Raw genomic sequence first — 22,057 nt, 5'->3', positions numbered from 1 at the left:
GCTTTAAATAGCCGTCAAACATGCAACCAGGCCACGTTGCTCAAGGTCATGCAAACGGAGAGATCAATGCATGCAATGGTGCTGAACAAGATTGGTGGTGCGCTTGAATGGACCGAGTTCGCCGACCGGGAACCTGGTCCGAACCAGATTCGCGTGAAGGTGGGCGCGTGCGGTGTTTGCCGCACGGACCTTCATGTTGTCGACGGTGAACTGGCGCATCCACAAGTTCCCATCATTCCCGGCCACGAGATTGTTGGGCGCATCGATGCTCTCGGGGTGGACGTCGAAGGTCTGCAACTGGGTGAGAGAGTCGGTATTCCTTGGTTGGGTCACACCTGTGGTGTCTGCCCGTTCTGCATCGCGCACCGGGAGAACCTGTGCGACCAGCCATTATTCACCGGGTACACGCGCGACGGCGGTTTCGCCACCGCGACGATTGCGGACTCACGCTTTGCGTTTCCACTCGGCGAGTCCGGCACCGACGAGTCGATTGCCCCTTTGCTCTGTGCGGGACTCATTGGCTGGCGCTCGTTGACCATTGCGGGCGACGGCAAGAACCTGGGCCTTTACGGCTTCGGGGCGGCTGCGCACATTCTTGCCCAGGTCGCTAAATGGCAGGGCCGTTCGATCTTTGCTTTCACGCGTCCCGGAGACCTGGCGACACAAGCGTTCGCCCGTAGCCTTGGGGCAACCTGGGCGGGTGGATCGGACGAAACGCCGCCACAAGCGCTCGACGCCGCCATCATCTTTGCACCCATAGGCGGCCTGGTGCCGTGCGCCTTGAAAGCCGTCCGCAAAGGCGGACGCGTGGTGTGCGCGGGCATTCATATGAGCGACATTCCCGCGTTCCCCTATAGCTTGCTATGGGAAGAGCGGCAGTTGCTATCGGTTGCCAACCTGACGCGCCAGGACGGGATCGATTTCCTGCGTCTGGCGCCACAGATCGGCATTGTCACCAAGACCACTCGATATCGATTGCAAGAGGCTAACCAGGCACTAGCCGATCTACGCGCAGGCCGCTTTGAAGGCGCCGCGGTTCTCGCCCCCTGAGCGGAGTGTCTCAAGACATTAAACGGCGGGTACTACTCAGCTCAATTTGACCCTTGAAACCGCCTTGGCTAATAAGGTCCTAAGCCTGCGAGAGCGCATTAGTCGAATAAATTAACCGCAAGTGACCTTGATCTGACGCAAGCCAAACGTGCGTGTTCGGAATATTGTTGTTAGCACGAACTGACATCAACCCGGGAACGCTGCCCGAGTGCGAGCGACCAGGGGCGAGCCGTCGTAATGATGAATTGCGGAGTGGAATATGAACAGGCTTTATGAAAATGGCCCCGTTCCGAAAGGGTTTTCAACCCAATCGATCGTGGATGCCCCTGCACAAATCGCAGTCCACAAACGATCCTCCGGCGGTGGACCGATTTCACTCACTGCGGCCACGTTCGATCAATATGTTGGTGCGTCCGACCTGCCTGTCGTCATTCATTTCTGGGCGCGATGGTGCAGCGTATCGAAGACGATGTCGCCCCATTTTTCCGCTGGCGCTCATAAGCTCGCCGGGCGGGCATTGTTCGCGAGAGTGGAAACGGACCAGGAAACATCGCTCGCTCGACGCTACGGAATTGAATGTGTCCCCACGCTTGTGCTGCTCAGGAATGGAAGAGAGATAGAACGCCACTGCGGTGCGATGACCGCGGGACAGCTCGATCTTTGGCTGCAGCCGCATCTCCGGAAGACGACCTAGAAAAAGTGTCCTGCCGGCCCTGGAAGATTACTGTTGTCTGAAGATCATCGAGGCTCGGCGGTAGACGATCCACGAAGTGTCGGGGACGCGCGAAGCTTATTCTGATCGTTTCGGCAACCTGGGACCAGGCTTGTTGCCAGCTCTAAATATGGGGAGTATTGAACATGTTGAGAAGCATAGAAAGTCTTAAAGGTAGCGAGGTCGCTGCAAGCGATGGCGTATTGGGTAGCGTCGATGAAGTCTATTTTGATGACGAGGCATGGGGTGTCCGATATCTCGTTGTCGATACGGGAACCTGGCTCAAGGGTCATCGCGTATTGATCTCACCCTATTCCGTCAAACATACCGACCCGGGCGCGGGCAGCGTGTCGGTGGATCTGACGCGCGAGCAGGTGAAGAACAGTCCGGGCATCAATACGCATCAACCCGTGTCTCGCCGGCATGAGCAGGACTATCTCCGCTACTACGGCTATCCGGAGTACTGGGGCGGGCGCGACTCGTGGGGCATGGGCGGTTTCCCGGTGCTCGGTCCAATGCAGATTGGCCCGGGTACCCAGCCGGAACCATTCGAGCCGGACGAACTTGAGGCCGACGCGCTATCGAAGGATGTGCATCTGCGAAGTACCGAGGCTGTGACGGGTTACCACATCGAGGCGCGTGACGGGAGCATAGGTCACGTGTCGGGTTTTATCTTCGATGACGAGTCATGGATCATTCGCTATCTGACAGTGGACACTCGAAACTGGTGGCCCGGAGGAAAGACCGTGCTTTTGGCGACTGAGTGGGTTGATTCTGTCGATTGGTTCGGGTCCAGCATTGTCACCGACCTCACACGTGAAGCGATCAAGAAGTGCCCGGACTACGATGATCTGGTGCCGCTGAGCCGTACCTACGAAACAGCGCTGCACACGTTTCATAGCAAAGACGGATACTGGACGAAAGGCAACAGTGCTTCGCGGTGAGGTGACCCTTGACGCGACGCCTGACATGGCTTCCTACGAACGACGGATGAGACTCGATCTCGTGAAAATGTTCGGCGATCGTTCGTTTCAGGGAGCAGGTTCGGTGCGGCACAAGGCTAGCGGTCCGGTGAAATCGCCGGGACCGTCGGCGGTTTGCGTCATCGGATCCGTATGATTTCCTATCCGGTCGTCACGCTGTCGCCGCGGGACTACGACGCTGTCCTGTTCGATCTGGATGGTGTACTTGCAAAGACAGCACACTTGCATGCCTGTGCGTGGAAGCAGGTGCTGGAGGACGTGCTTGCACAGCAGGAGGTCCATGCGAGTGTGCCGTCCATTCCCTTTGACATTGATGCGGACTACGCGCGCTATGTGGAGGGTAAGTCGCAAGAGGACGGCATTGCGGGGTTCCTTGCGGCGCACGAGATCCATTTGCCGATCGGCTCACCGGATGACGAATCCGAGGTCCAAAGCAAGCGCTCATTGGGTCCGCTGGAAAGCCGTTACTTCCGTCAGAATTTGAAAGCAGACGGCGTCGAGCTTTACGACGCCTCTATCGAGTTGGTGCGCAAACTGCGCGCGCTGAGTATCAGGACCGCCGTCGTATCCTTTGCCGGCAATTGCTCGGCAGTGCTGGAAGCGGCGGGTATTACTGAGCTTTTCGACGTGCAGGTGGACTGCCTGGAAGCTGCTGGCGGTGGCCCGAATTCCACGCCGGAACCAGATACCTGGCGAGATGCAGTGCGACGCCTCGGCGCAGACATTTCAAGAGTGGCCGTAGTCAGTCAGTGGATCGAAGGAATAAATGCTGGTCATGCTGCCCGGTTCGGGTGCGTCATCGGCGTTGATCGAGGTGGGCGCACGCAGGAACTGCGCGACGCGGGTGCTGATGTCGTTGTCACTGACTCGTCTCAGGTTCAGGCAACGGCTGCGCCGCCTCCCGAATGGTCACTGGTATTCACGGGTTTCGAGCCCGCTCATGAAGGCGTCAGGGAAACTTTGTGTACCTTGGGCAACGGCTACTTCGCAACTCGTGCGGCCGCGCCATGGAGCATGGCCGACGACGTGCATTATCCGGGGACGTACCTCGCGTGCGGGTATAACCGGTTGCACACCGGCATTGCCGGAAGAGTGGTTGAAAACGAAGACCTCGTTAATCTCCCCAACTGGCTGGAACTCAAGTTTCGCATTGGCGCAGAGGACTGGTTCGACATACGAGCCGTGACAGTCTCGTCCTACCGTCAGGAGCTTGATCTTCGTCGCGGCATGCTCTTGCGATCGATATCATTCGAGGACGCCAAAGGGCGCAGGAGCACGCTTGACGAGCGTCGCTTTATCTCAATGCGGAATATGCATCTGGGAGCGCTGGAGCTCACGCTGACCGCCCACGATTGGTCGGCGCCGGTCACCGTGCGCTCGGCCATCGACGCACGCGTTGTCAACAGCGGTGCCAAGCTATACCGCAATTTCAGCAACAAGCATATCGAACCGCTAACGGCGGAAGTCGTCGGGATGGATGGCATCGCCATGACCATACGCACCAGTCAGTCGCATGTGAATGTGACTCAAGCGTCGCGTACTCAGGCGGTGCACCACGGCAAGGTGTTGGACCTGCCACGGCGAGTGATCGAAGAGCCGGGGTACATTGGCCAGGAATTTTGCATGGATCTGGCCCAGGGCGAGTCGCTTGTCGTCAATAAAATTGCCGCTCTCTATTCGTCGCGCGACCCGGCTATTTCGGAGTGCGGAATTGAAGCGCGCAAGGCGATTGCGAGAGCAGGATCTTTCGATGAACTCGCGGCCGGTCACGCGTTGACGTGGAAGCACCTGTGGCGGCGTTTCGACGTGCGCATTGAACCGGCTGACCCAAGCTTCAAGTTGAACGTGTCCATGTTGTTGCGCTTGAACATGTTTCATCTTTTGCAGGCCGTGTCGCCGAATTCCATCGGCCTTGATATCGGCGTACCGGCGAGGGGTTGGACGGGAGAAGGGTACCAGGGGCATATCTTTTGGGACGAGTTATTCATTTTTCCGTTCTTCAACTATCGCTTGCCGGAAATCACGCGGTCGCTGCTCATGTACCGCTACCGACGCCTTGGGGAGGCTCGCGCGGCTGCCTCCGCGGCTGGCTATGCGGGCGCCATGTTCCCCTGGCAGAGCGGAAGCGATGGCAGCGAGGAAACCCAGGCTTTCAATCTCAACCCGCGCTCACAGCATTGGGTGCCTGACAACTCTTACTTGCAGCGTCATGTAGGCAGTGCAATTGCCTATAACGTCTGGCAATACTTTCAGGTGACGCACGACGTCGAATTCCTGTATGCATACGGTGCGGAATTGATCCTCGACATTGCCAGGTTCTGGTCGAGCATCGCGAAGTTCAACCCGGCGCGTGGGCGTTTCGAGATCCACGGCGTGCTTGGACCGGACGAGTTCCACGATGGTTATCCTGGGTCCACGGCGCCCGGCGTCAACAACAATGCCTACACGAACGTCATGGCGGTATGGGTGCTGCGCCGAGCCCGGGACGTGCTCGACCTGTTGCCCGAGATGCTGCGCGCCGAGCTGATGATCGACCTTGACTTGACGGCCAGCGAAATAGACCGCTGGGACGACATCAGCCGGAAAATGCTCATTCCATTTCATGATGAAGGGATCATCAGCCAGTTTGAGGGCTATGAAAAATTACGCGAACTTGACTGGGATGCCTACCGTGTTCGTTATTCGAATATTCAACGACTCGACCTGATTCTTGAAGGCGAGGGTGACAGCGCCAATGGCTACAAGCTTTCGAAACAGCCTGATACGCTGATGCTGTTCTACCTGTTTTCCGCCGAAGAGCTCACTGAACTATTCCTGCGCCTTGGCTACCCGTTTCCGGGCACCACTATTCCGCGGAACGTCGACTACTATACGGACCGGTCATCGGATGGCTCTACGTTGAGCCGGGTCGTCAACGCGTGGGTGCTCGCGAGATCGGATCGGCCGCGATCCATGCAATTCTTCGCTCAGGCGCTGCAAAGCGACGTGGGTGACATCCAGGATGGCACCACCGCCGAGGGCGTTCACCTCGGGGCAATGGCTGGAACGGTCGATATCGTGCAACGCGTCTGGACCGGTATCGAGATCAAGGATGACCTCTTGCGGTTCAAACCTCAATTGCCGCTTGATATTGAGTACCTGGAGTTGCGCATTCGCTACCGGGGGCACTCGATCGATCTAAGGCTCGACCACGAGACGCTGACGCTGCATGTCCATACCAGCGTTGCTGCCCCTATCGCTCTGCTCGTTGGCGAAGAAAAGTATGAGCTGCAAAGCGGCACGACGCGGGAGTTTCCATTGACCGCAGCGGCAACGGACTGTGCAACGGAGGAGGCGGCCCAGTGAGCTTCCAGATGGAAAAGCCCGCTCGCAGTTTCCGGTTCACGCAAACTCGGCCGGCGGAATCTCGTATCCGGTAAGGTGCTATACGCGTGACAGACCGAGACGGTTGACGATTCTGATCTGCTTGCCGTGGGTATCGACGAGACCTTGTTTTTTCAACTTCGAGAACATCCGGCTCACCGTTTCCAGTTTGATTCCCATGTAGTTGCCCATTTCTTCCCGCGTCATGCGGAGGTTAAAGTCGACCGGCGAGTACCCTCGCGCCTTCATCCGGTCCGACAGGTCGAGAAGAAACGCTGCTACGCGCTGTTCCGCGGACATTGTTCCAAGCATCATCATGTGAGCGGACTCCCGGACAATTTCGCCGCTCAGCACGCTGTAAAAGTGGTGCTGGATTGAACTGACCTGGTGACACAGCGAAGCCAGAAGCGCAAAGCGGATGACCGATACTTCGCTGTCTTCAAGCGCAATTGCGTCGCAGTTGTGGCGCTCGGTGCAGAGGCCGTCAAGGCCAAGCACCTCCCCCATGAACTGAAATCCGGTTACCTGTTCCTTGCCGTCGCGGTGAGTGATAACAGTCTTGAAGCAACCGGTGCGCACCGTATAAATACTATCGAATGGATCATGCGTACGGTACAGTGCACTCCCGCGCTTGACCTTGCGCGTCGTGCATAGGATCGATTGCAAACGCGTGAGATCCAGCAGAGTAGCGCCTTTCGCTACCGGAGCCGCGTGGTCGATGCGGCTCGGCAGGTAGTGCGGAAAAGCGGCTGATTGGCTGCGGGACTGCTGGCCCGACGCGGCCGGTGCGGCCGGTATGGGATGTGTGGCGGGGTTGAGTTGAACGGCAAGCATGATCGGCTCCTGATCCCGGATAGAATATCCGCAAGAAATTTCTATACAGTTAGGAATACGATATATTTTTACACGATATTCCCGGTTCGCATGCAGCCGGCGACTTCTTCACAGTGCAATGGTCAGGTCATTCTCCACGGCGGATGCGCCGGGAGCGGACCAGGCGATTTCGACTGCCAGATCCCGGTCATGCGGTGTGCGCACGGTCCCGGTCAGTCGCACTGTTGCGCCGTTTGCCGTTACCGTAATGTTGCGTGCGTCGGACCACGAACGATTCAGCGCGTGCATGAGGTCGCCGCGCACCTGTAAGACGTTGATGGGGGCCCTGAGCGTAATCTGGTTCGTCACGCCGGTTACGCCGAGTAGCCGTCGAACATCCTGAACGGCAGCCTCTCTCTGGAAGTGCCAGTCCACTTTCCCGCTGAGCGTGATCCAGCCGTCCTCCACCTTCACCCCAACCGTGTCTCGCGGAACCGAGACATCCCATGCCAGCCGATTCACGATTGCCGCTGCTATGTCGTCGTCGCTGCGCTTTGCATCGAAGGCAAGCCGCACCTCGACATTATCCACCACCGCCTCGACTCCCTTGACACGTAGGGCAGCGGCCTCGGCAGCATGTTTTTCCGCGAATGTTTCTACATGTCCCATCAACGTCACGATGCCCGCGATCGCCGTGACACCAATATGTGCAGCGATCACGCTGGGTTCCCAGGCAAGCTCGGAAAGAACGGCCTGTTGCAATTCGCTGTCGTTATAAATGACTGCCATGATGTCTCCGGGATGAGCAAGCAATAGGTGCGCAAGGAGAACGGCAAGCGAGACGCGCGTCCTGCCGGCGGACACGCTCTTCCGGGCAGGCCCTTGCGCAACGATAGATGGTTTGATCTTGATGCTTCCGATGATAGGAGGTTGAAAGCGGGTCCGATAGACTCGGAAACTACTCAGCTTGATGTGCGCGATGTGCGTCTGTCGATGGCGGTGATTGCCCGGACGCACAGATTTTTTCCATCGCTATTTTTCCGAAGGCGATTGACTCGCTCTGAGTATTTTCCGAATCTGCCTTCGTTGGCGTTTACGTCGGATACTGGGATTTTTGAGCCGATCTTATGGAGCTTGTATATGGGTTCAACTCGGTATGTTGGTCACGATACGGTTGGCGCTGAAAACGCATCGGATTCCGCCACGTGCGCCTTCGGTATGGTTCGAGCATGACCCATAGCACACAGCCGATCTCCGCCTCACCAGGGACCCGGATCTTATCTGCGGCAATCTTTGACGTGGACGGGGTCCTGCTTGCCTCGCCTCATGAGCGCGCGTGGCGTGAAGCGCTGGGAGACCCGGCCGATGAAGCTCGGTTCACCACGGCTATGTACCAGTCCCAGGTCGCTGGCAAACCTCGCTCCGCTGGCGCTCGCGCCGCCTTGCAGGCGCTGGGGCGGCCCGATGCTGATCAGCAGGCCGCAGACTACGGGCAGCGCAAGCAAAGACGACTGGAGGAACTGATACACGCCGGGGCGGTGAAGGCATTTCCCGATGCGCTCCGCTTCGTTCGGGCCGTCATGGCGTTAGGGTGGCCCATGGCCGTTGCGTCGTCGTCGAAGAACGCTAACGAGATGATGAAGCGCGTTCGACTGGACGCGGACCATAGCCTCCTCGATGTCTTTGCATCGAATGTCTGCGGCCGGGATTTAAAGCAAGGCAAGCCAAACCCGGAAATCTTCCTCCTGGCCGCTGCGGACTTGCCGGCCACACCTGGAAACTGCTTCGTGGTGGAGGATTCGCCAGCGGGTATCGAAGCCGCGTGCGCCGGTGGAATGACGGGGCTAGCCGTTGCCCGGCTTCATGATGCAGCCTCGCTCCGGGCTGCAGGGGCAAGCCTGGTTGTGACCAGCCTCGACGAGGTTTCCATTGAAGAACTTGCGCGTGGGCGGCTTTGCCGGCGCGCGCCATGACCGCCGCTGCAACGCTCGCGGGCGTGTTGACTTCAACGGACGACTGCGACTGGGTCATCCAGGGACGCCGGATACGATACGCTGCGCGAAGGAGGGATCACGACTCAACGTTGCCCTTGATGTGTCGGACACGGGGCTTTGCCCGAGCATATAAGGCCTTCGAGCTAAGCCGTGTGCGGGCGCTTTCGGTCGCAATGAATTCCGATAGTCGATGATCTTCCTGCCGCAAGACGGCAAACACCCGACAAAGTTGATACAGATCAACGCTCGGGTGCCAGTGCGTGATGCAATGAAAAAAGCGAGCGGTTTCTAACCGAGCGGGGTTTCGCGCCGCAACGGGAATTGGAACCGAAAGAGAAATACGCGTCGTTCTAAAAAATGCGTGGCAGATTATTTTGAACTACTTATTGAAATACGGCTGCATGAACTCCTGCGACTCCTGGCTCGAACATAACAGCGCTAACCGTCTTGCTGCCGGAGCCGCCGGCTTATCGGCAGACCATCGTCACCGGTGCCGGTTCCGTTCTTGATCTGGACGAATCGATATTCCAAGCGACCCGGCTCAACAGGCGTAAACCAATGAGTGGATTCAGCGGTATCTGCTACGAAGATTTGAGACCTGGCGTTTAACGATTGGCTCGACAATGCCCGGGAAGACTATGAAACGAAGACTTTTATGGGTGATGGCAGTCGCGAGTCTCGAAGCTTGCACGATGAGCGGATCACCCATGGACAGTCATCGTTACGAGATTGCTTTAGATGAGGCTCGCGATGACGCATCAATAGACTGCGTGGGGCAGGTGGCATGCGACGCGATGTGGCAAAGGACGCTGGAATTCGTTAAGCAGCACTCGGTAACGAACATTACTCGAGCGAACAAAACCGTCATTGAGACAGCAGAGCCGCATGAATCAGGTATTCTTTATTTATGGGCGTCGCGCACCCCGATAGGCGACGGCATCGGCAGTTCGACGATTCGCGTCAAAGGCCTGTGCCGCGGGATGTACACGACCGACGGGGATCCCGCATGGATGTATGTCCCATGCGCCGCTTTGATCATGAACGCAGAAAGGGAGTTTCGACAATTTGCTGCTGGCGCTGCCCCAGGGAAGGGAACAGCCCCTGAGTAGTACCTGGAAGGCGAGAGCGTACTGCTATGGGTCGCGGATCGCGGGCTGACGTCTCACGTCGCTCGCTGGATCACTTGATCAAATCGTCCAGGCGCCGATCATCGATACCGGCGGGTTCCAGATGCGCAACCACATCTGCTGCCTGGAATATCGATCTCACGGCGTCCTCCGCGTGGTCGCCAATGCTGTGACCCTGTTCAACCGACATTGCGCCATCCACTTCAACGTGGAATTCCACGAACACCCGGTCTCCGCCATTTCGGGTCCGGATGTCATGAACGCCCCGAACACCTTCGCAACCGAGCACAGCGGACCGGACCCGCTCCCGGTCAGACGTGTCGAGTTCCCGATCGAGTAACTGGTTCAACGCTTGCAGCGCCATGTCCCGTGCATTCCATAGCATGTAGCAGGATATGGCCAGCGCGCCTACTGCGTCGGCCCGGTTCCACGCAAGGAACCGTTCAAGTGCCAGCGCGGCCAGCACTGCAATATTCACCGCGACGTCGGTGACGTAGTGCGCCCGGTCTGCAGCGATGGCGGTCGACCCCGTTCGTTTGACAACGTAGGTTTGCAATGCGACGAGCCCGCTTGCAGCAACCAGGCTGGCAATGATCACCCACAAGCCGAAGCCCATGTCGGTGAGCGGTTGCGGGACGAACAGGCGCTCGACCGATTCAATCCCAAGTCCCACGGCCGCGCCCGTGAGCAACAACGCTTGCACCAGCGCCGCCACGGCTTCCGCTTTGCCATGTCCATAGCGATGACCCCGGTCGACAGGGCGCCCCGCATACCGGACGCCCACAAAGGTGACGAGGGACGCGACGACATCGACCAGACCATCGGCCGCGGATGTGAGTAACGAGATCGAGCCCGTCGCAAGCCATGCCCAGGCCTTTACACCGACCAGGGCGAGGGCGACCGCGAGCGCCACGATCGAGGCGAACCGGCGCAGCTTTTGATTCGACAGGTTTTCGGACATGGGCACACGTCTCGCTTCGTAAGCCATCATGCTACGACAGTCGCATGCAAGCGTTAAAAATGCGCGGCTTGGTCAGTGTGCAGGTGGGGAGCGTGTTTTAGCGTTTGATGGAAGAGCGCTTGACTGAGCCGATTGATTGAGCCGCTTGAGTGGGCCGCTTGACTGAGCCACTTGAGTCACTGGCCGGTCGGCTTGCTTGAATTCGGCGCAACGCCTGTGTTCAGGATTCTCAGATTGCGGATCCGCCTGAAGGTAGGGTTGTCATGCAGCAAGCGGGCAGTAATATGCGCCACTGCGGCTTCACCCAGAAGATAATCCGGCACGCCGGAGACCGTGTGGTGAGTCATGTGCTGGTTGTAAGTTTCCGGCGCTTCGGCCGAACTATAGAAAAAATCGACTTCGTACGTTGCCAACTTGAACTCCAATGGTGTGATCAATCGTTAAACAACCATTGACGGAATCAATTCTATCAAGAGCTTGCAACGAGCGCGCACGAGGGTTCAACAAGCGAAATTTCCATTTCCGGCCAGGAGAGCTCGCAGCGTCACTCAGGTTTGATACAGGCCCACATGTCTGGCACACCGGGCAAAAAAACGGGTCCGCGCAGACACTTGCCAAGAGCGCCTCTTGATCGGCTCATTCGCATTGTTTTTCGTTTTTTCGTACTTAAAGTGCCTCTGAAATGCGAAAACCAGCGCGTTTTGGCACTTCCATGACTAACACGTGGCTAGCGCAAGAATAAAGTCCTTAAAAAGAATTGCCTTTGTTCGCCCGATTTGTGTTCCCCTAAAGGGGGCACCTACTGCGTCAGCACCAGTCGCGGGTGCCGGTCTTGCAGCGTCGCTGTATGACGGCCAAAGGAGAAGTCAGTAGAAATGAATCGCCAGATCGTTGAAGAGTTGCTAGCTGGGCACGGGGAAGGGAAATTGCTTTTAAGCCATCGCATACACGGCAATGACTTCGAAGTCATGGTTTCACTGTTGCAAGCATCGGGAAATACGTTTGTCCGGGATTATTGTGCCCGGGCACCTATCCTCGCCGGTACAAACGGATTGAGCGATGCCGTCGCGCAGACCTTTACGGCCGTGCACGCCGCCATAAATGGCGACCTGCGAGCCAAACCTGCCGGGATGTCATTGTTTAAGTTTGTCTCCGATCCAACCCGGCGGGATGTGTTCTTCCGTCCATTCGACTAAATAATCGCCCCGTTTCATCGGGCTTCCGTTCATACAGGGGGAACCTGCTGGAGAACCCCTGCTTGGTCTCCGCCAGACCCCGTGGCGATGCGCGCCGTGCGCCGGTGAACACCGAGCGCACGGCGCGTCAGTTCGCCGTAGCTTTCTACGAACATTGCGTGCGAGCGATCGAACATGGTCTGACACAGGGCGCGCATGGGCTGCCGCTGATCGGCTGCGGCGACTGGATGACGGCATGAACCGCGTGGGGGCGCAGGGCTGCGGTGAAGGCGTGTGGCTTGGCTTCTTCCTCCACGACGTACTGCTCAGATTCGCCGAAACGGCACGGGCTCACAACGATACCGGCTTCGCAAGCCGTTGCCCGGGCCACGCGACCGTGTTGCGAACCAACCTTGAAGCGCATGGCGGGGATGGCGAGTGGTATCGGCGTGCTTGGGCTGCACGTCAGGGGCGACCGCTTGAGCGCCACGCCGCTGCTGCCGGCCAACTGGGAGTTGTTTGAGTTGAGCTACTGCTTCGGCAAGACGCTCGATCGCATATCGGTCAACCAGTCCGCGAGGGATGGCGTGCAGCGTGTCGTTCTCGATGGCGTGCCGCAAGCCAACGCAGAGATACACCTGATCGACGACGGACGCGAGCACAGCGTCGAGATCGAGATTTTCGCTGACTCCCGCTCGATGATTCGGAGGAGGCTCTGGCCGCTCAAATGCGTCAAGGCCATCGCTCTCGGGATCAAAGAGTACATTACGTAATTTATGGAATGAGTCTGTTTTGCGTATCTGATACGTCGAACTTCCGGCCTGACGCAACGGGTGCAACCGCATCCGGTGCCAATGGCCTTTCGCCAGAACGGCACACCCGCCTGGCAACCCACAGAGAAAAATGATGGATCTTCGAACCGTTAAAGAAATCGCAAAATTGAAGGCTCAGGTCGGGCCGTTGCAAAGGCAATTCGCCGAGCGGTTGAACGCAGCCGTCGTCCAGGCTAAAAGCACGGCGGTCACCGAATTCAAGAATCACTTTACGAAAAGCGGGTTCACGGCGGCGGGCGAGGCGAAACGATACACAGCGAGTTATGAAGGCGTGCAATTTTTGCTGGAGATTGCGGAGACACGGGGGACGCTTTCGCTTTGCGAGTTCCACCTGGTGCCCCCTGCGTTGCTCAACGAGGCAAAGCTGACGGTGCATATGATTCGTAAAGGTCCGCCTTCGTCTGGACGGCCGTTGGCTGCGGAAGAGGCAAGCTTGCTTCTCGATGCGGAGCGGAACCTGGCCGATGCCCGGTCAGCGCTGTCGTCAGCGGCGCCCGAGTTCTGCTTTATGGTCGTCGAAGAGGAAAATGCAGAATTGCCCACAGTCGACGTAGTGCTCGAAAACAGGCCGGTATTCGATACGTTTGGAGAGTTTCTCGTGAGCGTTTATCCGCAATAAATGGGTTGCCCGCTGCGGCCCGGGTTCACCAAAGCGAGAGATTGAAGATCACGGCCGCCGGCGTATTGGGAGGGGCAGGTTGCCCGAAAACATGCGGTCTCCTTATGATCAATCGTTCGTCGCGAACTTGACCTTCAGTCCTGCATGGCACGGACCGGCCTGCAAGCGCTACCCGGCCGTGCCCATGCCCATGCCCATGCCGCGTTTCAGATCCCCGCGACCCGATGCGGCACATACGGCGCTTCCAGCGCCGCAATCTCATCTGCCGTCAACTTCAGCGACAATGCCGCGACGGCGTCAGTCAGATGATTCGGTTTCGATGCACCAATGATCGGTGCCGTTATCGGGCTCTTCTGCGCGACCCATGCCAGTGCCACGACGGCGCGTGATACCCCCCGCGCCGCGGCGACGCTTGCTACCGCGTCGATCACTTTACGATCGGCGTCGAGTGTCGCTTTATAGAGCGTTTCGCCGTAATTGTCCGTGTTTTGCCGCTCGGTGGTTTCGTTCCAGTCGCGCGTGAGTCGACCGCGCGCGAGCGGGCTCCACGGAATCACGGCCTTACCCTGATCGGCGCATAGCGGCAACATCTCGCGCTCCTCCTCGCGGTACAGCAAGTTCACGTGATTCTGCATGCTGACGAACTCGACCCAGCCATGCTCCCGCGACACATGAAGCGCCTTATAAAACTGCCATGCATGCATGGACGAGGCGCCGATATACCGCGCCTTTCCCATCTTGACGACGTCGTGCAGTGCTTCGAGCGTTTCCTCGATAGGCACGGTGTTATCCCATCTATGTATCTGATACAGGTCGACGTAATCGGTGCCCAGGCGCCGCAGGCTGTTGTCGATTTCAGCGAAGATCGCCTTGCGTGACAATCCCGCGCCGTTTGGCCCGGGACGCATGCGGTTGAAGACCTTGGTGGCGATCACGATCTCATCGCGGTGGGCGAATTCCTTGAGCGCACGGCCAACAATTTCCTCCGATGTTCCATCGGAATAGGCATTGGCGGTATCGAAGAAATTGATGCCGGCATCCAGCGCCTGCTTGATCAGCGGACGGCTTTTGTCCTCGTCGAGTGTCCAGGCGTGATTGCCGCGATCGGGCGTGCCATAGGTCATGCAGCCGAGACAGAGTGGCGAAACATCGAGGCCAGTTGAACCGAATTTTCGATAATTCATCGCAGATATCTTCCTATGAACGAGTGGGTCTTGCATGGCGAACGTAATTCTTTCGTTACTCCGCTGCAACCTTGCCAAGCATTGCGACGTGGTGAGTTTCTGTGAGGTCGTCTGCCGGAAACATACATTCAATACGCAGTTCCTGCGCGGCGACGGTCTGCGGGGTTCCAACAGTAGTGATCATGGAAAAATAACTCAGCACTTTGTCATCTTTGACGAAGCTGATGGGGATGACGGGCATAGTGCGCGTAGAGACCGAGGCGCTCAGGGACCGAAGGGATTTCCACCCGGTCGGCACGTCGGGGTAGGCGAGCAGCGCGGCGAGTAATTCCTGGGTTTTTTCGTCGACAACGCGTCCAACGGATTCGCGATAAACACGCTGGATCAGGCTTTTTGCAACGTCTTCCCAATTGGCAATAAACGGGCGCATGCCTGCAGGATCGAACATGAGATGCAGCATGTTGCGAGGGCTCTTGCGCGCAGACAGGTTGATGAACCAATTGAAGAACCGTGGCGCAGAGTCATTGGTCATGAGCACGTTCCAATAGCGGTCCATTACCACCGCGGGAAAAGGTTCATGCTGACGCAAAATGCGCCCTAGCGCACTGGTCACACTCTGCATTTCGAGCGCGTCCCACCCGCTTTCCTGATAGATGGGAGCGTAGCCGGCTGCCAGTAATAATGTATTGCGTTCACGAAGAGGAATGTCCAGCGCCTGGGCAATATCCATTAGCATCTGACGGCTCGGAACGCTGCGCCCGCTTTCGATAAAGCTGATGTGCCGTTGCGACACGCCCGCATCAAGAGATAACTCAAACTGACTTCTGCCGCGCATATCGCGCCATTGGCGCAGCAGCAAACCGAGTTCGTTGGCAGGCGGCCTGGTGTTGAGGCGCGCAGAATTCATTGGTCTCTCGTTCGCAACAGGGTTCAGGTGAAGAGTCGTGATCGACCGCGGGGGCATAAGGCTATCGCCAACGTTCGCGCTCTCTCGATCCAGCAGACAAGAATACTCTTAACTCGCCAAATCGACAGGCCGGCACCCGGTCGTGCCGGCGGTTGCGGCAATTACAGCAATCGCGCAGGGTTCGGTGCGAAACGAACCCTGCGCGATCGTTTCCGCTCAGTGACGGTCCTCTCGTCAGGCAGGTGTCCATGCCTGAGCCTTAAAGCGCTCTTCGACAGGCGTACCGGCCATGTTTGTCGTAGTGGCGGCCATGGTGGACACACCAATGCTGGTGATTACCTCGAAGATCTGAAGCGGCGAATATCCGGCGGAAGTAAACCTTTCGATATCTTCCTCGGCCACATTTCCTCGCTTTTCGATCAGGGCTTTGGTCATGCGCGACAACGCCGCGTATTTCGGGTCGTCCGGCAGTCTTCCCTCGCGGATCGCCTTGACGTCGGACTCCCTCATGCCGTCCTCAAGGGCGAACGTGGAGTGAGCCGCAACGGTCCACGGGCACTTGATCGTGACCGCGTTTGTGAGCAGCAGGACCTGCTTCTCGCACTCGTCGAGGCTTCCTCCGTGAAAGCTTCCGAAGCTGCCGGCAAAGCCGTTGAGGAGAACGGGGTTCCCCGCCATGGTTGCCATTACGTTTGGCAAAAAGCCGAATTTCTGTTCCAGCGCATGCAATGTCGGTTTGGATTTTTCCGGCGCTGATTCGATCGTGTGAAGTGTAAAGCTATGCATTCCTAACTCCTTTCCATTGGTTGAACGAGACTCTGTATGTATCTCCATGCGATGCTTTTTTTCAACGCTGATACCGCAAGCAGATGACTGCCATCTTAGCGATCGCACGAATACGTTCAATTACCTCGGATGTAATAAAGACGGGTCTACGTCCGCGGTTGGCCGGCAGCGCGGAGTTCTTTCGAAGGGGGAATGAAGCTTGAATGAAGCTCGAATGAAGCGGATAGAGTGAAGAAAACCGGGAACGGCGGTCACGTTCCCGGTGAGGCCCTGCTTGGCACCTCGCTTGGGCTACTCCTTAGGTTGCTCCAGCGACGACTTCAATTCCTTGGCCGCCTCTTCAATTCGCTTTGTCACAATCGCATACGCTTCGGTCTGAGCCTGCTGCGTTTTCTGAGCGATTTCCTGCATATCGGCGAGCGCCTGATGCAGCGCCTTTTGAACGACTTCGGTCGGATTCGACGATGCTTTGGCCGGAGAGGTGGCAAACTGCTGCGCGATACCCTGGAAGTCATTGAGGGCCCGGCGCAGGATCTCGATCTGTTTATCTCGAAGGGCTTCCATGCCGCCGAATGCAACGCGGTTCGCGGCCGCCAGGGCTTCGACGTCTTTTCTGCGCGCATCCAGAATTGCCTGTACGTCGAATCCCGGAAGTTTGTACTGCTGGAACATCGCGGAAAACTGACTGAACGGGTCGCTGTACTCGGGCTTCGTCATGTGCCTCTCCCTAAGATATGTTCACGTTCGCGGAAACGTCAGCGCTCCTCAGGCGTGGAGGGTGGCGCCCAACGCTCTTTCGATAGTACAGGCTAACGATCTTTACTGAATCCAAGGGAAAACGCGCACAGGACGACAGTCTCGGCTTATCTGACTGTCAGAAAGGATCATGCGGCAGGCACTATTCGGCACGGTCTTAGCCTATTGCAAGGTTCATGGCGTCATGCACCGCAAGCGCGGCGCCGTTTCGCGCAGTGCGTCGCGCCGCCCCGGGCGAAAGACCCATGATTCGCTTGAATGCCCGGCTGAAGGCGGCTTCAGAGTCATATCCAAGGGCGTTTGCCAATTCTGCCAGCGATGAATCCGTCTCTCGCAGCCGCGTGAGCGCCGCCTGCATTTTCCATCGCGCGGCGTAATGCATGGCCGGTTCGCCGACGAGTTGCGTGAAGCGCGCGGAGAACGCCGAGCGTGACATGCCGACAGCGTTTGCCAGCGACGCCACCGTCCAGTTGCTCACGGGATCACGATGAATCATCGCGATAGCTCGCCCGATCTGCTTGTCGCGCATTGCGCCGAGCCATCCCGTCTGTGCCTGGCGGTCGTAGGCGATCCAGGACCGGATAGCCTGGATCACGAGAATGTCGGCGAGCCGCGTGATGACCGTTTCCCCTCCGGGGTTCTGGTGCTGCGCCTCCGCTGCGATGAATCGCAGCGTGCTCTGGATCCATTCCGTTTCCGGCGATTTCCACGTGTCGACGCAAATCAGCGGCGGCAACAGACGAATCAGTTGATGCGCCGCCGGGTGATCGAAACGGACGACGGCGCAGATCATGGTCGTGGCCGCGCCGCCTTCTCCGTGGCGGAGAACTTCGTACCGGTTGCTGATTGCGTCGCGCGGCAGGTCGAAGAGTTTTCCCGCCGGGACGCCCGCGCCGCTCATCAGGCGATGCCCCGCACCGTGGGGAACAAGGGCGAGGTGCCCGGGACGCAGCAGGCGAGGTTCGATACCGTCCACTTCCAGCAGGCACTCTCCTGCCGTGACGACATGAAACATCAGGCATTGCTCGAACGCCGGCAGTTCCAGGGCCCACGGTGCGGTGAACTCGGACCGGCAATAAAAGGTGCCGCTCATGCGCAGGAAGTGCAGCGCTTCGCCGAGCGGATCTTCGGGTGCGGGCAGGTCGATCATCGGATTAGTGTCATTCAGCGGGATATCGGCACGTCCATTCCAATGGACGAATGAGCATGAAACAAGGACGTAATGCCATTGTTCGTCGCACTTTATGACATTACTCTGGATTCACGGTTACCGCACGATGCGGCGTTTATCTGGAGGAGTGATCCATGAATACAGAACCTATCCTGGTGCTCGGAAGCACAGGCAAGACCGGTCGTCGGATAGCGGAGCGTCTTGCGGCTCGCAATCTGCCCGTGCGGCACGGTTCCCGGTCCGCCACGCGGTCCTTTGACTGGAATGATCCGTCAACGTGGGTGCCGGTGCTCGAAGGCATCAAGGCCGTCTACGTTTGCTACTACCCGGATCTGTCGGTCGCTGGCGCAACGAACGCGATCCAGTCATTCACCGACCTGGCGGTGTCAAGCGGCGTGCGGCGCCTTGTGCTGCTCTCCGGGCGGGGCGAGCCGGAAGCGCAACGCTGTGAAGACATCGTGCGCAGTTCCGGCGTCGAGTGGACGCTGCTGCGCGCGAGCTGGTTCGCTCAGAACTTCAGCGAGGCGCATTTCCTGGAGCCGATACGCGACGGCGAGTTCGCATTGCCCGTCGCGGATATTGGCGAGCCGTTTGTCGATGTTGAGGACATAGCCGATGTTGCGATAGCCGCGCTGACGCAGGAGGGTCATGCAGGGCAACTTTACGAACTCACGGGTCCGCGCCTGGTGACGTTCGCTGAAGCGATCGCGCAGATTGCGCAAGCATCCGGGCGGCCGATCCGCTTCACGCGGGTGTCCATGACGGAGTACGCCGCTGCGCTCGAAGAAGCCCGGCTTCCGGCGCAAATTGTCGAGCTTGTCTCCTATCTCTTCACGGACGTACTCGACGGCCGAAACGCCTCCGTGACGGACGGTATCATCCGCGCGCTCGGACGCGCTCCGCGCGATTTCAGCGACTACGTGCGGGAAACGGCGGCAACGGGAATCTGGGGTAATGGGCAAGGTTAATTGACTCGTCCCGTCCGCCGGTGCGAGCGAAAACCCGTTAGAACAATTCCCCAACACCTTCATGGGCGTGATGATGCCCGCGTCTACATCGTGTCTAACGCTCATCTAATGCCAAGGTGCTCTGGTTACATATAGCGACGTTTTCCCATCGACGGAAACGCAACTTAACTTTTGGTTTCACCTGTCGTGAATTCGCCCCGCTAGGATGGCAACAAGACGACAAATCCGGTGGATCAAATTGTTACCTGCCAGCGCGCATGCGCTTTGCTACGGGGCACGCGCGTTGCTATGGGTTCTCTCTTTTCGTCCACAACCGATCCAGATGATAAATGCCGCCGGTCGATGGTGAGTGTTGAAAGCCGTCGACACTAAAGATGTAAAGAAGGGTCTACCAGAGAATCGCTTACGACATGGACAGCGCACATCGCACGCTTCTATATATTGGAGGTAAGCCAAACGAATCACTTCTAAGGCGCCTCAGTGAGCGCGCGTGGCTTGTCGTACCGGCCATGGGTGCTAACACGGCGGCGAAGCTGGCGCGTGCGCCCATGGCCGGGCTGCTCGATTTAACAGACGGTGTCCACGAGGGCCGGATTGCAAGGGTCGAACAACTCTCGCGATCCGTACTGGTTGCATGGGTTGCGCTGGTATCGCAAGAGACGCGAAAGTGGACGGCCGTTCGAGACGTCATTGCGGCACATTGCTTCGACTTTGTAACGCTGCCGACATCGCATGAGCGGATCGTGAATGTAGTTGGGCAGGCCATTGGTATGGAGGTTCTTCGTTCCGAGGTGGAACCGCCGGATCTTGACGATGCGACAAGCAGCGGCATGCTAGGTTCTTCCGAGGCCATGCTGGAACTTCATCGGGCCATTCGAAAGGTGGCCGCGACCGATGCAACAGTGTTTATTTCAGGCGAGTCAGGAACCGGCAAGGAGTTGACCGCGCAAATGATTCACGCGCGATCGGCGCGCCGTGATATGCCCTTCGTGGCGGTAAACTGCGGCGCCGTTCCACCTGATCTCCTGCATTCGGAATTGTTCGGCTACGAACGCGGAGCGTTCACAGGTGCCACGCAGCGCAAGATAGGGCGAGTCGAGCAGGCGCATGGCGGAACGTTGTTCCTCGACGAAATTGGCGACCTGCCGCATGAGAGTCAGGCCGCGTTGTTGCGCTTTATCCAGGAACGCAGGATCGAACGCCTGGGTGGCCTTGAGTCTATCGACGTGAACGTACGGGTGATCACGGCAACGCACCAGGACATGCAAGCTGCCGTGGAGGAGGGCAGGTTCAGGGCAGACCTTTTCTTCCGGCTTTGCGTGCTTCAGGTGAGGGAGCCGCCTCTTCGCGTGAGAGGCAAAGACATCACCGCGCTTGCGACGCACGCACTTGAACGGTTTAAAGGTGAACGCGCGCGCAGGATACATGGCTTCGCTCCGGACGCAATTGCAGCGTTGCATAACTACGGCTGGCCCGGGAACGTTCGGGAACTGATCAATCGTGTCCGCCGCGCGATCGTTTTGTCCGAAGGCAAGTTCATCACCGCTCACGACCTTGAACTGGCGGAGCATGTCGCGCTCGCGCCGGACTCGCTTAGGGAAGCACGGGCGTCAGCGGACAGAAGGGCGATAGAGGTCGCGCTCTTCGTGCACAAAGGCCGGGTTGTCGACGCCGCCCGCAGCCTTGGCATTTCGCGTGTGCATCTGCACCGGTTGATGCAGGAGCTGGGAATACCCACGCGTGCAGCCATTGACGAAGCACACGATTCGACCGATCCGAGCGACTACGAGTAAAGCTTCCTGAGGCAGCCGATGAACCCTGAATGTAAGTGATGGAGAATCCTATGCGCGTGCTTGGATCAGTTGATCACATTGCATGGACCACCTGCGATCGATGCGGAAACACGTATTCCGGTAGTGGGCAACAATGCAGTCGATGCGGCAAAACGCCAACCATCATGCAGCGGCTGGCGAATTTTTCTTCCCCTTCGAACGCGAAGAAAGGTAGTTCGCGCGGCGTATCGCGTCGCACGCGTTCACGGGGCACGTATCCGGGGCTAGCGGAAACCGCACTTCTTTCCGATCGGGCAAGCAGGCGGCGCACGGCACGAATTGCGTTTGCATGCGCGATGGGCGCCGGTGCGCTGATTGCTTATGCATTGACCGAACCCTATCTTGCGGGCTTCGGTTTTAACCCGCAAGCCGATGAGACACACTTGACGGCAACAGAGCCGCTCGTCCAAAGTGGACCGGTGATGACACAGGGCAATAGCGTTCTGCCGACGCAACCATCGCTATTGAATGGTCGCCAGCATGCCAGCGATGAAACCGCGCGAACACCGCAGTCCGATGTCAGCGCGTTCTATCACGCGCTGCAGGGCGGGAGTCTGGCAGTGGCGCGCCGGCGTCTCGCCGGGATATTGGTGAGCAGTGGAGACAGCAATCAGTTAGAACAGATGCGCACCGACCTCGCCAGCCGCGAACATGCACGCGATGCATTGCTGCACCACGCGTGGCATTGCCGTGCGCTTGGTGACTGGCAATGCGTTGCCGACAATGCGACGCAAGCGTCCGCGATCGATGCATCGAGCTGGGAAGCAAAACATCTGGTTGCGCGGGCGGCGAAGGAAACCGGCAAGGCTCACGATGAATAGCG

24 protein-coding genes are annotated in these 22,057 nt (G+C 58.2%); 15 read left to right on the top strand and 9 right to left on the bottom strand.

Annotation, left to right across the window (positions count from 1 at the left end; all coding sequences use genetic code 11):
• Nucleotides 1-66: 66 nt before the first annotated feature.
• The 4 genes from ACSQ8V_RS24975 to ACSQ8V_RS24960 all read left to right on the top strand — a co-directional run bounded on the left by ACSQ8V_RS24975 (nucleotide 67) and on the right by ACSQ8V_RS24960 (nucleotide 6,090).
• Complete coding sequence (locus ACSQ8V_RS24975) at nucleotides 67-1,050, top strand: zinc-dependent alcohol dehydrogenase family protein (RefSeq protein ID WP_436207484.1); 984 nt, start codon at nucleotides 67-69, stop codon at nucleotides 1,048-1,050.
• A gap of 259 nt (nucleotides 1,051-1,309) precedes the next feature.
• The gene (locus ACSQ8V_RS24970; protein ID WP_436207483.1) at nucleotides 1,310-1,744 is read left to right on the top strand and encodes a thioredoxin family protein; all 435 of its coding nucleotides are present in this window, start codon (nucleotides 1,310-1,312) and stop codon (nucleotides 1,742-1,744) included.
• Nucleotides 1,745-1,908: 164 nt separating this feature from the next.
• Nucleotides 1,909-2,706, top strand: coding sequence for a PRC-barrel domain-containing protein (locus ACSQ8V_RS24965; RefSeq protein ID WP_436184359.1), 798 nt, complete (start codon nucleotides 1,909-1,911; stop codon nucleotides 2,704-2,706).
• 171 nt (nucleotides 2,707-2,877) lie between these two features.
• Nucleotides 2,878-6,090 (top strand): HAD family hydrolase, encoded by a 3,213-nt coding sequence (locus tag ACSQ8V_RS24960; protein WP_436207482.1) that lies wholly within the window; start codon nucleotides 2,878-2,880, stop codon nucleotides 6,088-6,090.
• Nucleotides 6,091-6,168: 78 nt separating this feature from the next.
• On the opposite strand, the gene ACSQ8V_RS24955 is transcribed toward ACSQ8V_RS24960, so the two are convergent.
• Together ACSQ8V_RS24955 and ACSQ8V_RS24950 are read right to left on the bottom strand one after the other, a co-directional pair.
• Nucleotides 6,169-6,942: a Crp/Fnr family transcriptional regulator gene (locus ACSQ8V_RS24955; protein WP_213765326.1), complete on the bottom strand. Its 774-nt coding sequence runs from the start codon at nucleotides 6,940-6,942 to the stop codon at nucleotides 6,169-6,171.
• 108 nt (nucleotides 6,943-7,050) lie between these two features.
• Nucleotides 7,051-7,710 (bottom strand): BON domain-containing protein, encoded by a 660-nt coding sequence (locus ACSQ8V_RS24950; RefSeq protein ID WP_436207481.1) that lies wholly within the window; start codon nucleotides 7,708-7,710, stop codon nucleotides 7,051-7,053.
• 440 nt (nucleotides 7,711-8,150) lie between these two features.
• On the opposite strand from ACSQ8V_RS24950, the gene ACSQ8V_RS24945 reads away from it, so the two are divergent.
• From ACSQ8V_RS24945 to ACSQ8V_RS24935, 3 genes are all read left to right on the top strand, one after another.
• Nucleotides 8,151-8,894 (top strand): HAD family hydrolase, encoded by a 744-nt coding sequence (locus ACSQ8V_RS24945; RefSeq protein ID WP_436207480.1) that lies wholly within the window; start codon nucleotides 8,151-8,153, stop codon nucleotides 8,892-8,894.
• Nucleotides 8,895-9,105: 211 nt separating this feature from the next.
• The gene (locus ACSQ8V_RS24940) at nucleotides 9,106-9,207 is read left to right on the top strand and encodes a DUF3077 domain-containing protein (RefSeq protein WP_436184353.1); all 102 of its coding nucleotides are present in this window, start codon (nucleotides 9,106-9,108) and stop codon (nucleotides 9,205-9,207) included.
• Between the two features lie 415 nt (nucleotides 9,208-9,622).
• Complete coding sequence (locus ACSQ8V_RS24935; RefSeq protein ID WP_436207479.1) at nucleotides 9,623-10,024, top strand: hypothetical protein; 402 nt, start codon at nucleotides 9,623-9,625, stop codon at nucleotides 10,022-10,024.
• A 70-nt stretch (nucleotides 10,025-10,094) separates the two neighbouring features.
• Here the strand turns inward: ACSQ8V_RS24935 and ACSQ8V_RS24930 are convergent, their stop codons facing one another.
• Together ACSQ8V_RS24930 and ACSQ8V_RS24925 are read right to left on the bottom strand one after the other, a co-directional pair.
• Nucleotides 10,095-11,003 (bottom strand): cation diffusion facilitator family transporter, encoded by a 909-nt coding sequence (locus tag ACSQ8V_RS24930; protein WP_436184351.1) that lies wholly within the window; start codon nucleotides 11,001-11,003, stop codon nucleotides 10,095-10,097.
• A 176-nt stretch (nucleotides 11,004-11,179) separates the two neighbouring features.
• Nucleotides 11,180-11,416 (bottom strand): hypothetical protein, encoded by a 237-nt coding sequence (locus ACSQ8V_RS24925; RefSeq protein WP_213765319.1) that lies wholly within the window; start codon nucleotides 11,414-11,416, stop codon nucleotides 11,180-11,182.
• A 462-nt stretch (nucleotides 11,417-11,878) separates the two neighbouring features.
• Here ACSQ8V_RS24925 and ACSQ8V_RS24920 point away from each other — a divergent pair, with 462 nt between their 5' ends.
• The 5 genes from ACSQ8V_RS24920 (at nucleotide 11,879) to ACSQ8V_RS24900 (ending at nucleotide 13,630) form a co-directional block, all read left to right on the top strand.
• Complete coding sequence (locus tag ACSQ8V_RS24920) at nucleotides 11,879-12,199, top strand: hypothetical protein (protein ID WP_436207478.1); 321 nt, start codon at nucleotides 11,879-11,881, stop codon at nucleotides 12,197-12,199.
• Nucleotides 12,200-12,261: 62 nt separating this feature from the next.
• On the top strand, nucleotides 12,262-12,438 hold the full coding sequence (locus ACSQ8V_RS24915; RefSeq protein WP_436184349.1) for a hypothetical protein: 177 nt from the start codon (nucleotides 12,262-12,264) through the stop codon (nucleotides 12,436-12,438).
• Nucleotides 12,435-12,701, top strand: a complete 267-nt coding sequence (locus ACSQ8V_RS24910; RefSeq protein ID WP_436207477.1) for a GH36-type glycosyl hydrolase domain-containing protein — start codon at nucleotides 12,435-12,437, stop codon at nucleotides 12,699-12,701. Before ACSQ8V_RS24915 ends, ACSQ8V_RS24910 begins: the two co-directional genes overlap by 4 nt.
• Nucleotides 12,592-12,951: a hypothetical protein gene (locus tag ACSQ8V_RS24905; protein ID WP_436208031.1), complete on the top strand. Its 360-nt coding sequence runs from the start codon at nucleotides 12,592-12,594 to the stop codon at nucleotides 12,949-12,951. Before ACSQ8V_RS24910 ends, ACSQ8V_RS24905 begins: the two co-directional genes overlap by 110 nt.
• 130 nt (nucleotides 12,952-13,081) lie before the next feature.
• Complete coding sequence (locus tag ACSQ8V_RS24900) at nucleotides 13,082-13,630, top strand: hypothetical protein (protein ID WP_436207476.1); 549 nt, start codon at nucleotides 13,082-13,084, stop codon at nucleotides 13,628-13,630.
• 206 nt (nucleotides 13,631-13,836) lie between these two features.
• On the opposite strand, the gene ACSQ8V_RS24895 is transcribed toward ACSQ8V_RS24900, so the two are convergent.
• The 5 genes from ACSQ8V_RS24895 to ACSQ8V_RS24875 all read right to left on the bottom strand — a co-directional run bounded on the left by ACSQ8V_RS24895 (nucleotide 13,837) and on the right by ACSQ8V_RS24875 (nucleotide 18,413).
• Nucleotides 13,837-14,814, bottom strand: a complete 978-nt coding sequence (locus tag ACSQ8V_RS24895; protein ID WP_436207475.1) for an aldo/keto reductase — start codon at nucleotides 14,812-14,814, stop codon at nucleotides 13,837-13,839.
• 55 nt (nucleotides 14,815-14,869) lie between these two features.
• Complete coding sequence (locus ACSQ8V_RS24890; protein WP_436207474.1) at nucleotides 14,870-15,721, bottom strand: helix-turn-helix domain-containing protein; 852 nt, start codon at nucleotides 15,719-15,721, stop codon at nucleotides 14,870-14,872.
• A 234-nt stretch (nucleotides 15,722-15,955) separates the two neighbouring features.
• Nucleotides 15,956-16,555, bottom strand: a complete 600-nt coding sequence (locus tag ACSQ8V_RS24885) for a carboxymuconolactone decarboxylase family protein (protein ID WP_436207473.1) — start codon at nucleotides 16,553-16,555, stop codon at nucleotides 15,956-15,958.
• A gap of 243 nt (nucleotides 16,556-16,798) precedes the next feature.
• Nucleotides 16,799-17,224 (bottom strand): phasin family protein, encoded by a 426-nt coding sequence (locus ACSQ8V_RS24880; RefSeq protein ID WP_436184342.1) that lies wholly within the window; start codon nucleotides 17,222-17,224, stop codon nucleotides 16,799-16,801.
• Between the two features lie 196 nt (nucleotides 17,225-17,420).
• Entirely contained in the window at nucleotides 17,421-18,413 is a 993-nt protein-coding gene (locus ACSQ8V_RS24875) for an AraC family transcriptional regulator (protein ID WP_436207472.1), read from the bottom strand.
• A gap of 155 nt (nucleotides 18,414-18,568) precedes the next feature.
• Here ACSQ8V_RS24875 and ACSQ8V_RS24870 point away from each other — a divergent pair, with 155 nt between their 5' ends.
• The 3 genes from ACSQ8V_RS24870 (at nucleotide 18,569) to ACSQ8V_RS24860 (ending at nucleotide 22,055) form a co-directional block, all read left to right on the top strand.
• On the top strand, nucleotides 18,569-19,402 hold the full coding sequence (locus tag ACSQ8V_RS24870; protein WP_436207471.1) for an NAD(P)H-binding protein: 834 nt from the start codon (nucleotides 18,569-18,571) through the stop codon (nucleotides 19,400-19,402).
• A gap of 410 nt (nucleotides 19,403-19,812) precedes the next feature.
• Nucleotides 19,813-21,195: a sigma 54-interacting transcriptional regulator gene (locus ACSQ8V_RS24865; RefSeq protein WP_436207470.1), complete on the top strand. Its 1,383-nt coding sequence runs from the start codon at nucleotides 19,813-19,815 to the stop codon at nucleotides 21,193-21,195.
• A gap of 50 nt (nucleotides 21,196-21,245) precedes the next feature.
• Entirely contained in the window at nucleotides 21,246-22,055 is an 810-nt protein-coding gene (locus ACSQ8V_RS24860; protein ID WP_436207469.1) for a hypothetical protein, read from the top strand.
• Nucleotides 22,056-22,057: the final 2 nt, after the last annotated feature.

Source organism: Caballeronia sp. LjRoot31, from assembly GCF_964253885.1.
Classification (GTDB): Bacteria; Pseudomonadota; Gammaproteobacteria; order Burkholderiales; family Burkholderiaceae; genus Caballeronia.
Note: the sequence above shows the minus strand (reverse complement) of the source record. Positions and strands in the feature narration are given on the sequence as shown.

Excerpts from the sequence above, each read along its gene's own strand:
- ACSQ8V_RS24975 (WP_436207484.1), top strand. The coding sequence starts at position 67 with ATGCATGCAATGGTGCTGAACAAGATTGGTGGTGCGCTTGAATGGACC.
- ACSQ8V_RS24970 (WP_436207483.1), top strand. The coding sequence starts at position 1,310 with ATGAACAGGCTTTATGAAAATGGCCCCGTTCCGAAAGGGTTTTCAACC.
- ACSQ8V_RS24965 (WP_436184359.1), top strand. The coding sequence starts at position 1,909 with ATGTTGAGAAGCATAGAAAGTCTTAAAGGTAGCGAGGTCGCTGCAAGC.
- ACSQ8V_RS24960 (WP_436207482.1), top strand. The coding sequence starts at position 2,878 with ATGATTTCCTATCCGGTCGTCACGCTGTCGCCGCGGGACTACGACGCT.
- ACSQ8V_RS24955 (WP_213765326.1), bottom strand. The coding sequence starts at position 6,942 with ATGCTTGCCGTTCAACTCAACCCCGCCACACATCCCATACCGGCCGCA.
- ACSQ8V_RS24950 (WP_436207481.1), bottom strand. The coding sequence starts at position 7,710 with ATGGCAGTCATTTATAACGACAGCGAATTGCAACAGGCCGTTCTTTCC.
- ACSQ8V_RS24945 (WP_436207480.1), top strand. The coding sequence starts at position 8,151 with ATGACCCATAGCACACAGCCGATCTCCGCCTCACCAGGGACCCGGATC.
- ACSQ8V_RS24940 (WP_436184353.1), top strand. The coding sequence starts at position 9,106 with ATGATCTTCCTGCCGCAAGACGGCAAACACCCGACAAAGTTGATACAG.
- ACSQ8V_RS24935 (WP_436207479.1), top strand. The coding sequence starts at position 9,623 with ATGGACAGTCATCGTTACGAGATTGCTTTAGATGAGGCTCGCGATGAC.
- ACSQ8V_RS24930 (WP_436184351.1), bottom strand. The coding sequence starts at position 11,003 with ATGTCCGAAAACCTGTCGAATCAAAAGCTGCGCCGGTTCGCCTCGATC.
- ACSQ8V_RS24920 (WP_436207478.1), top strand. The coding sequence starts at position 11,879 with ATGAATCGCCAGATCGTTGAAGAGTTGCTAGCTGGGCACGGGGAAGGG.
- ACSQ8V_RS24910 (WP_436207477.1), top strand. The coding sequence starts at position 12,435 with ATGAACCGCGTGGGGGCGCAGGGCTGCGGTGAAGGCGTGTGGCTTGGC.
- ACSQ8V_RS24900 (WP_436207476.1), top strand. The coding sequence starts at position 13,082 with ATGATGGATCTTCGAACCGTTAAAGAAATCGCAAAATTGAAGGCTCAG.
- ACSQ8V_RS24895 (WP_436207475.1), bottom strand. The coding sequence starts at position 14,814 with ATGAATTATCGAAAATTCGGTTCAACTGGCCTCGATGTTTCGCCACTC.
- ACSQ8V_RS24890 (WP_436207474.1), bottom strand. The coding sequence starts at position 15,721 with ATGAATTCTGCGCGCCTCAACACCAGGCCGCCTGCCAACGAACTCGGT.
- ACSQ8V_RS24885 (WP_436207473.1), bottom strand. The coding sequence starts at position 16,555 with ATGGAGATACATACAGAGTCTCGTTCAACCAATGGAAAGGAGTTAGGA.
- ACSQ8V_RS24880 (WP_436184342.1), bottom strand. The coding sequence starts at position 17,224 with ATGACGAAGCCCGAGTACAGCGACCCGTTCAGTCAGTTTTCCGCGATG.
- ACSQ8V_RS24875 (WP_436207472.1), bottom strand. The coding sequence starts at position 18,413 with ATGATCGACCTGCCCGCACCCGAAGATCCGCTCGGCGAAGCGCTGCAC.
- ACSQ8V_RS24870 (WP_436207471.1), top strand. The coding sequence starts at position 18,569 with ATGAATACAGAACCTATCCTGGTGCTCGGAAGCACAGGCAAGACCGGT.
- ACSQ8V_RS24865 (WP_436207470.1), top strand. The coding sequence starts at position 19,813 with ATGGACAGCGCACATCGCACGCTTCTATATATTGGAGGTAAGCCAAAC.
- ACSQ8V_RS24860 (WP_436207469.1), top strand. The coding sequence starts at position 21,246 with ATGCGCGTGCTTGGATCAGTTGATCACATTGCATGGACCACCTGCGAT.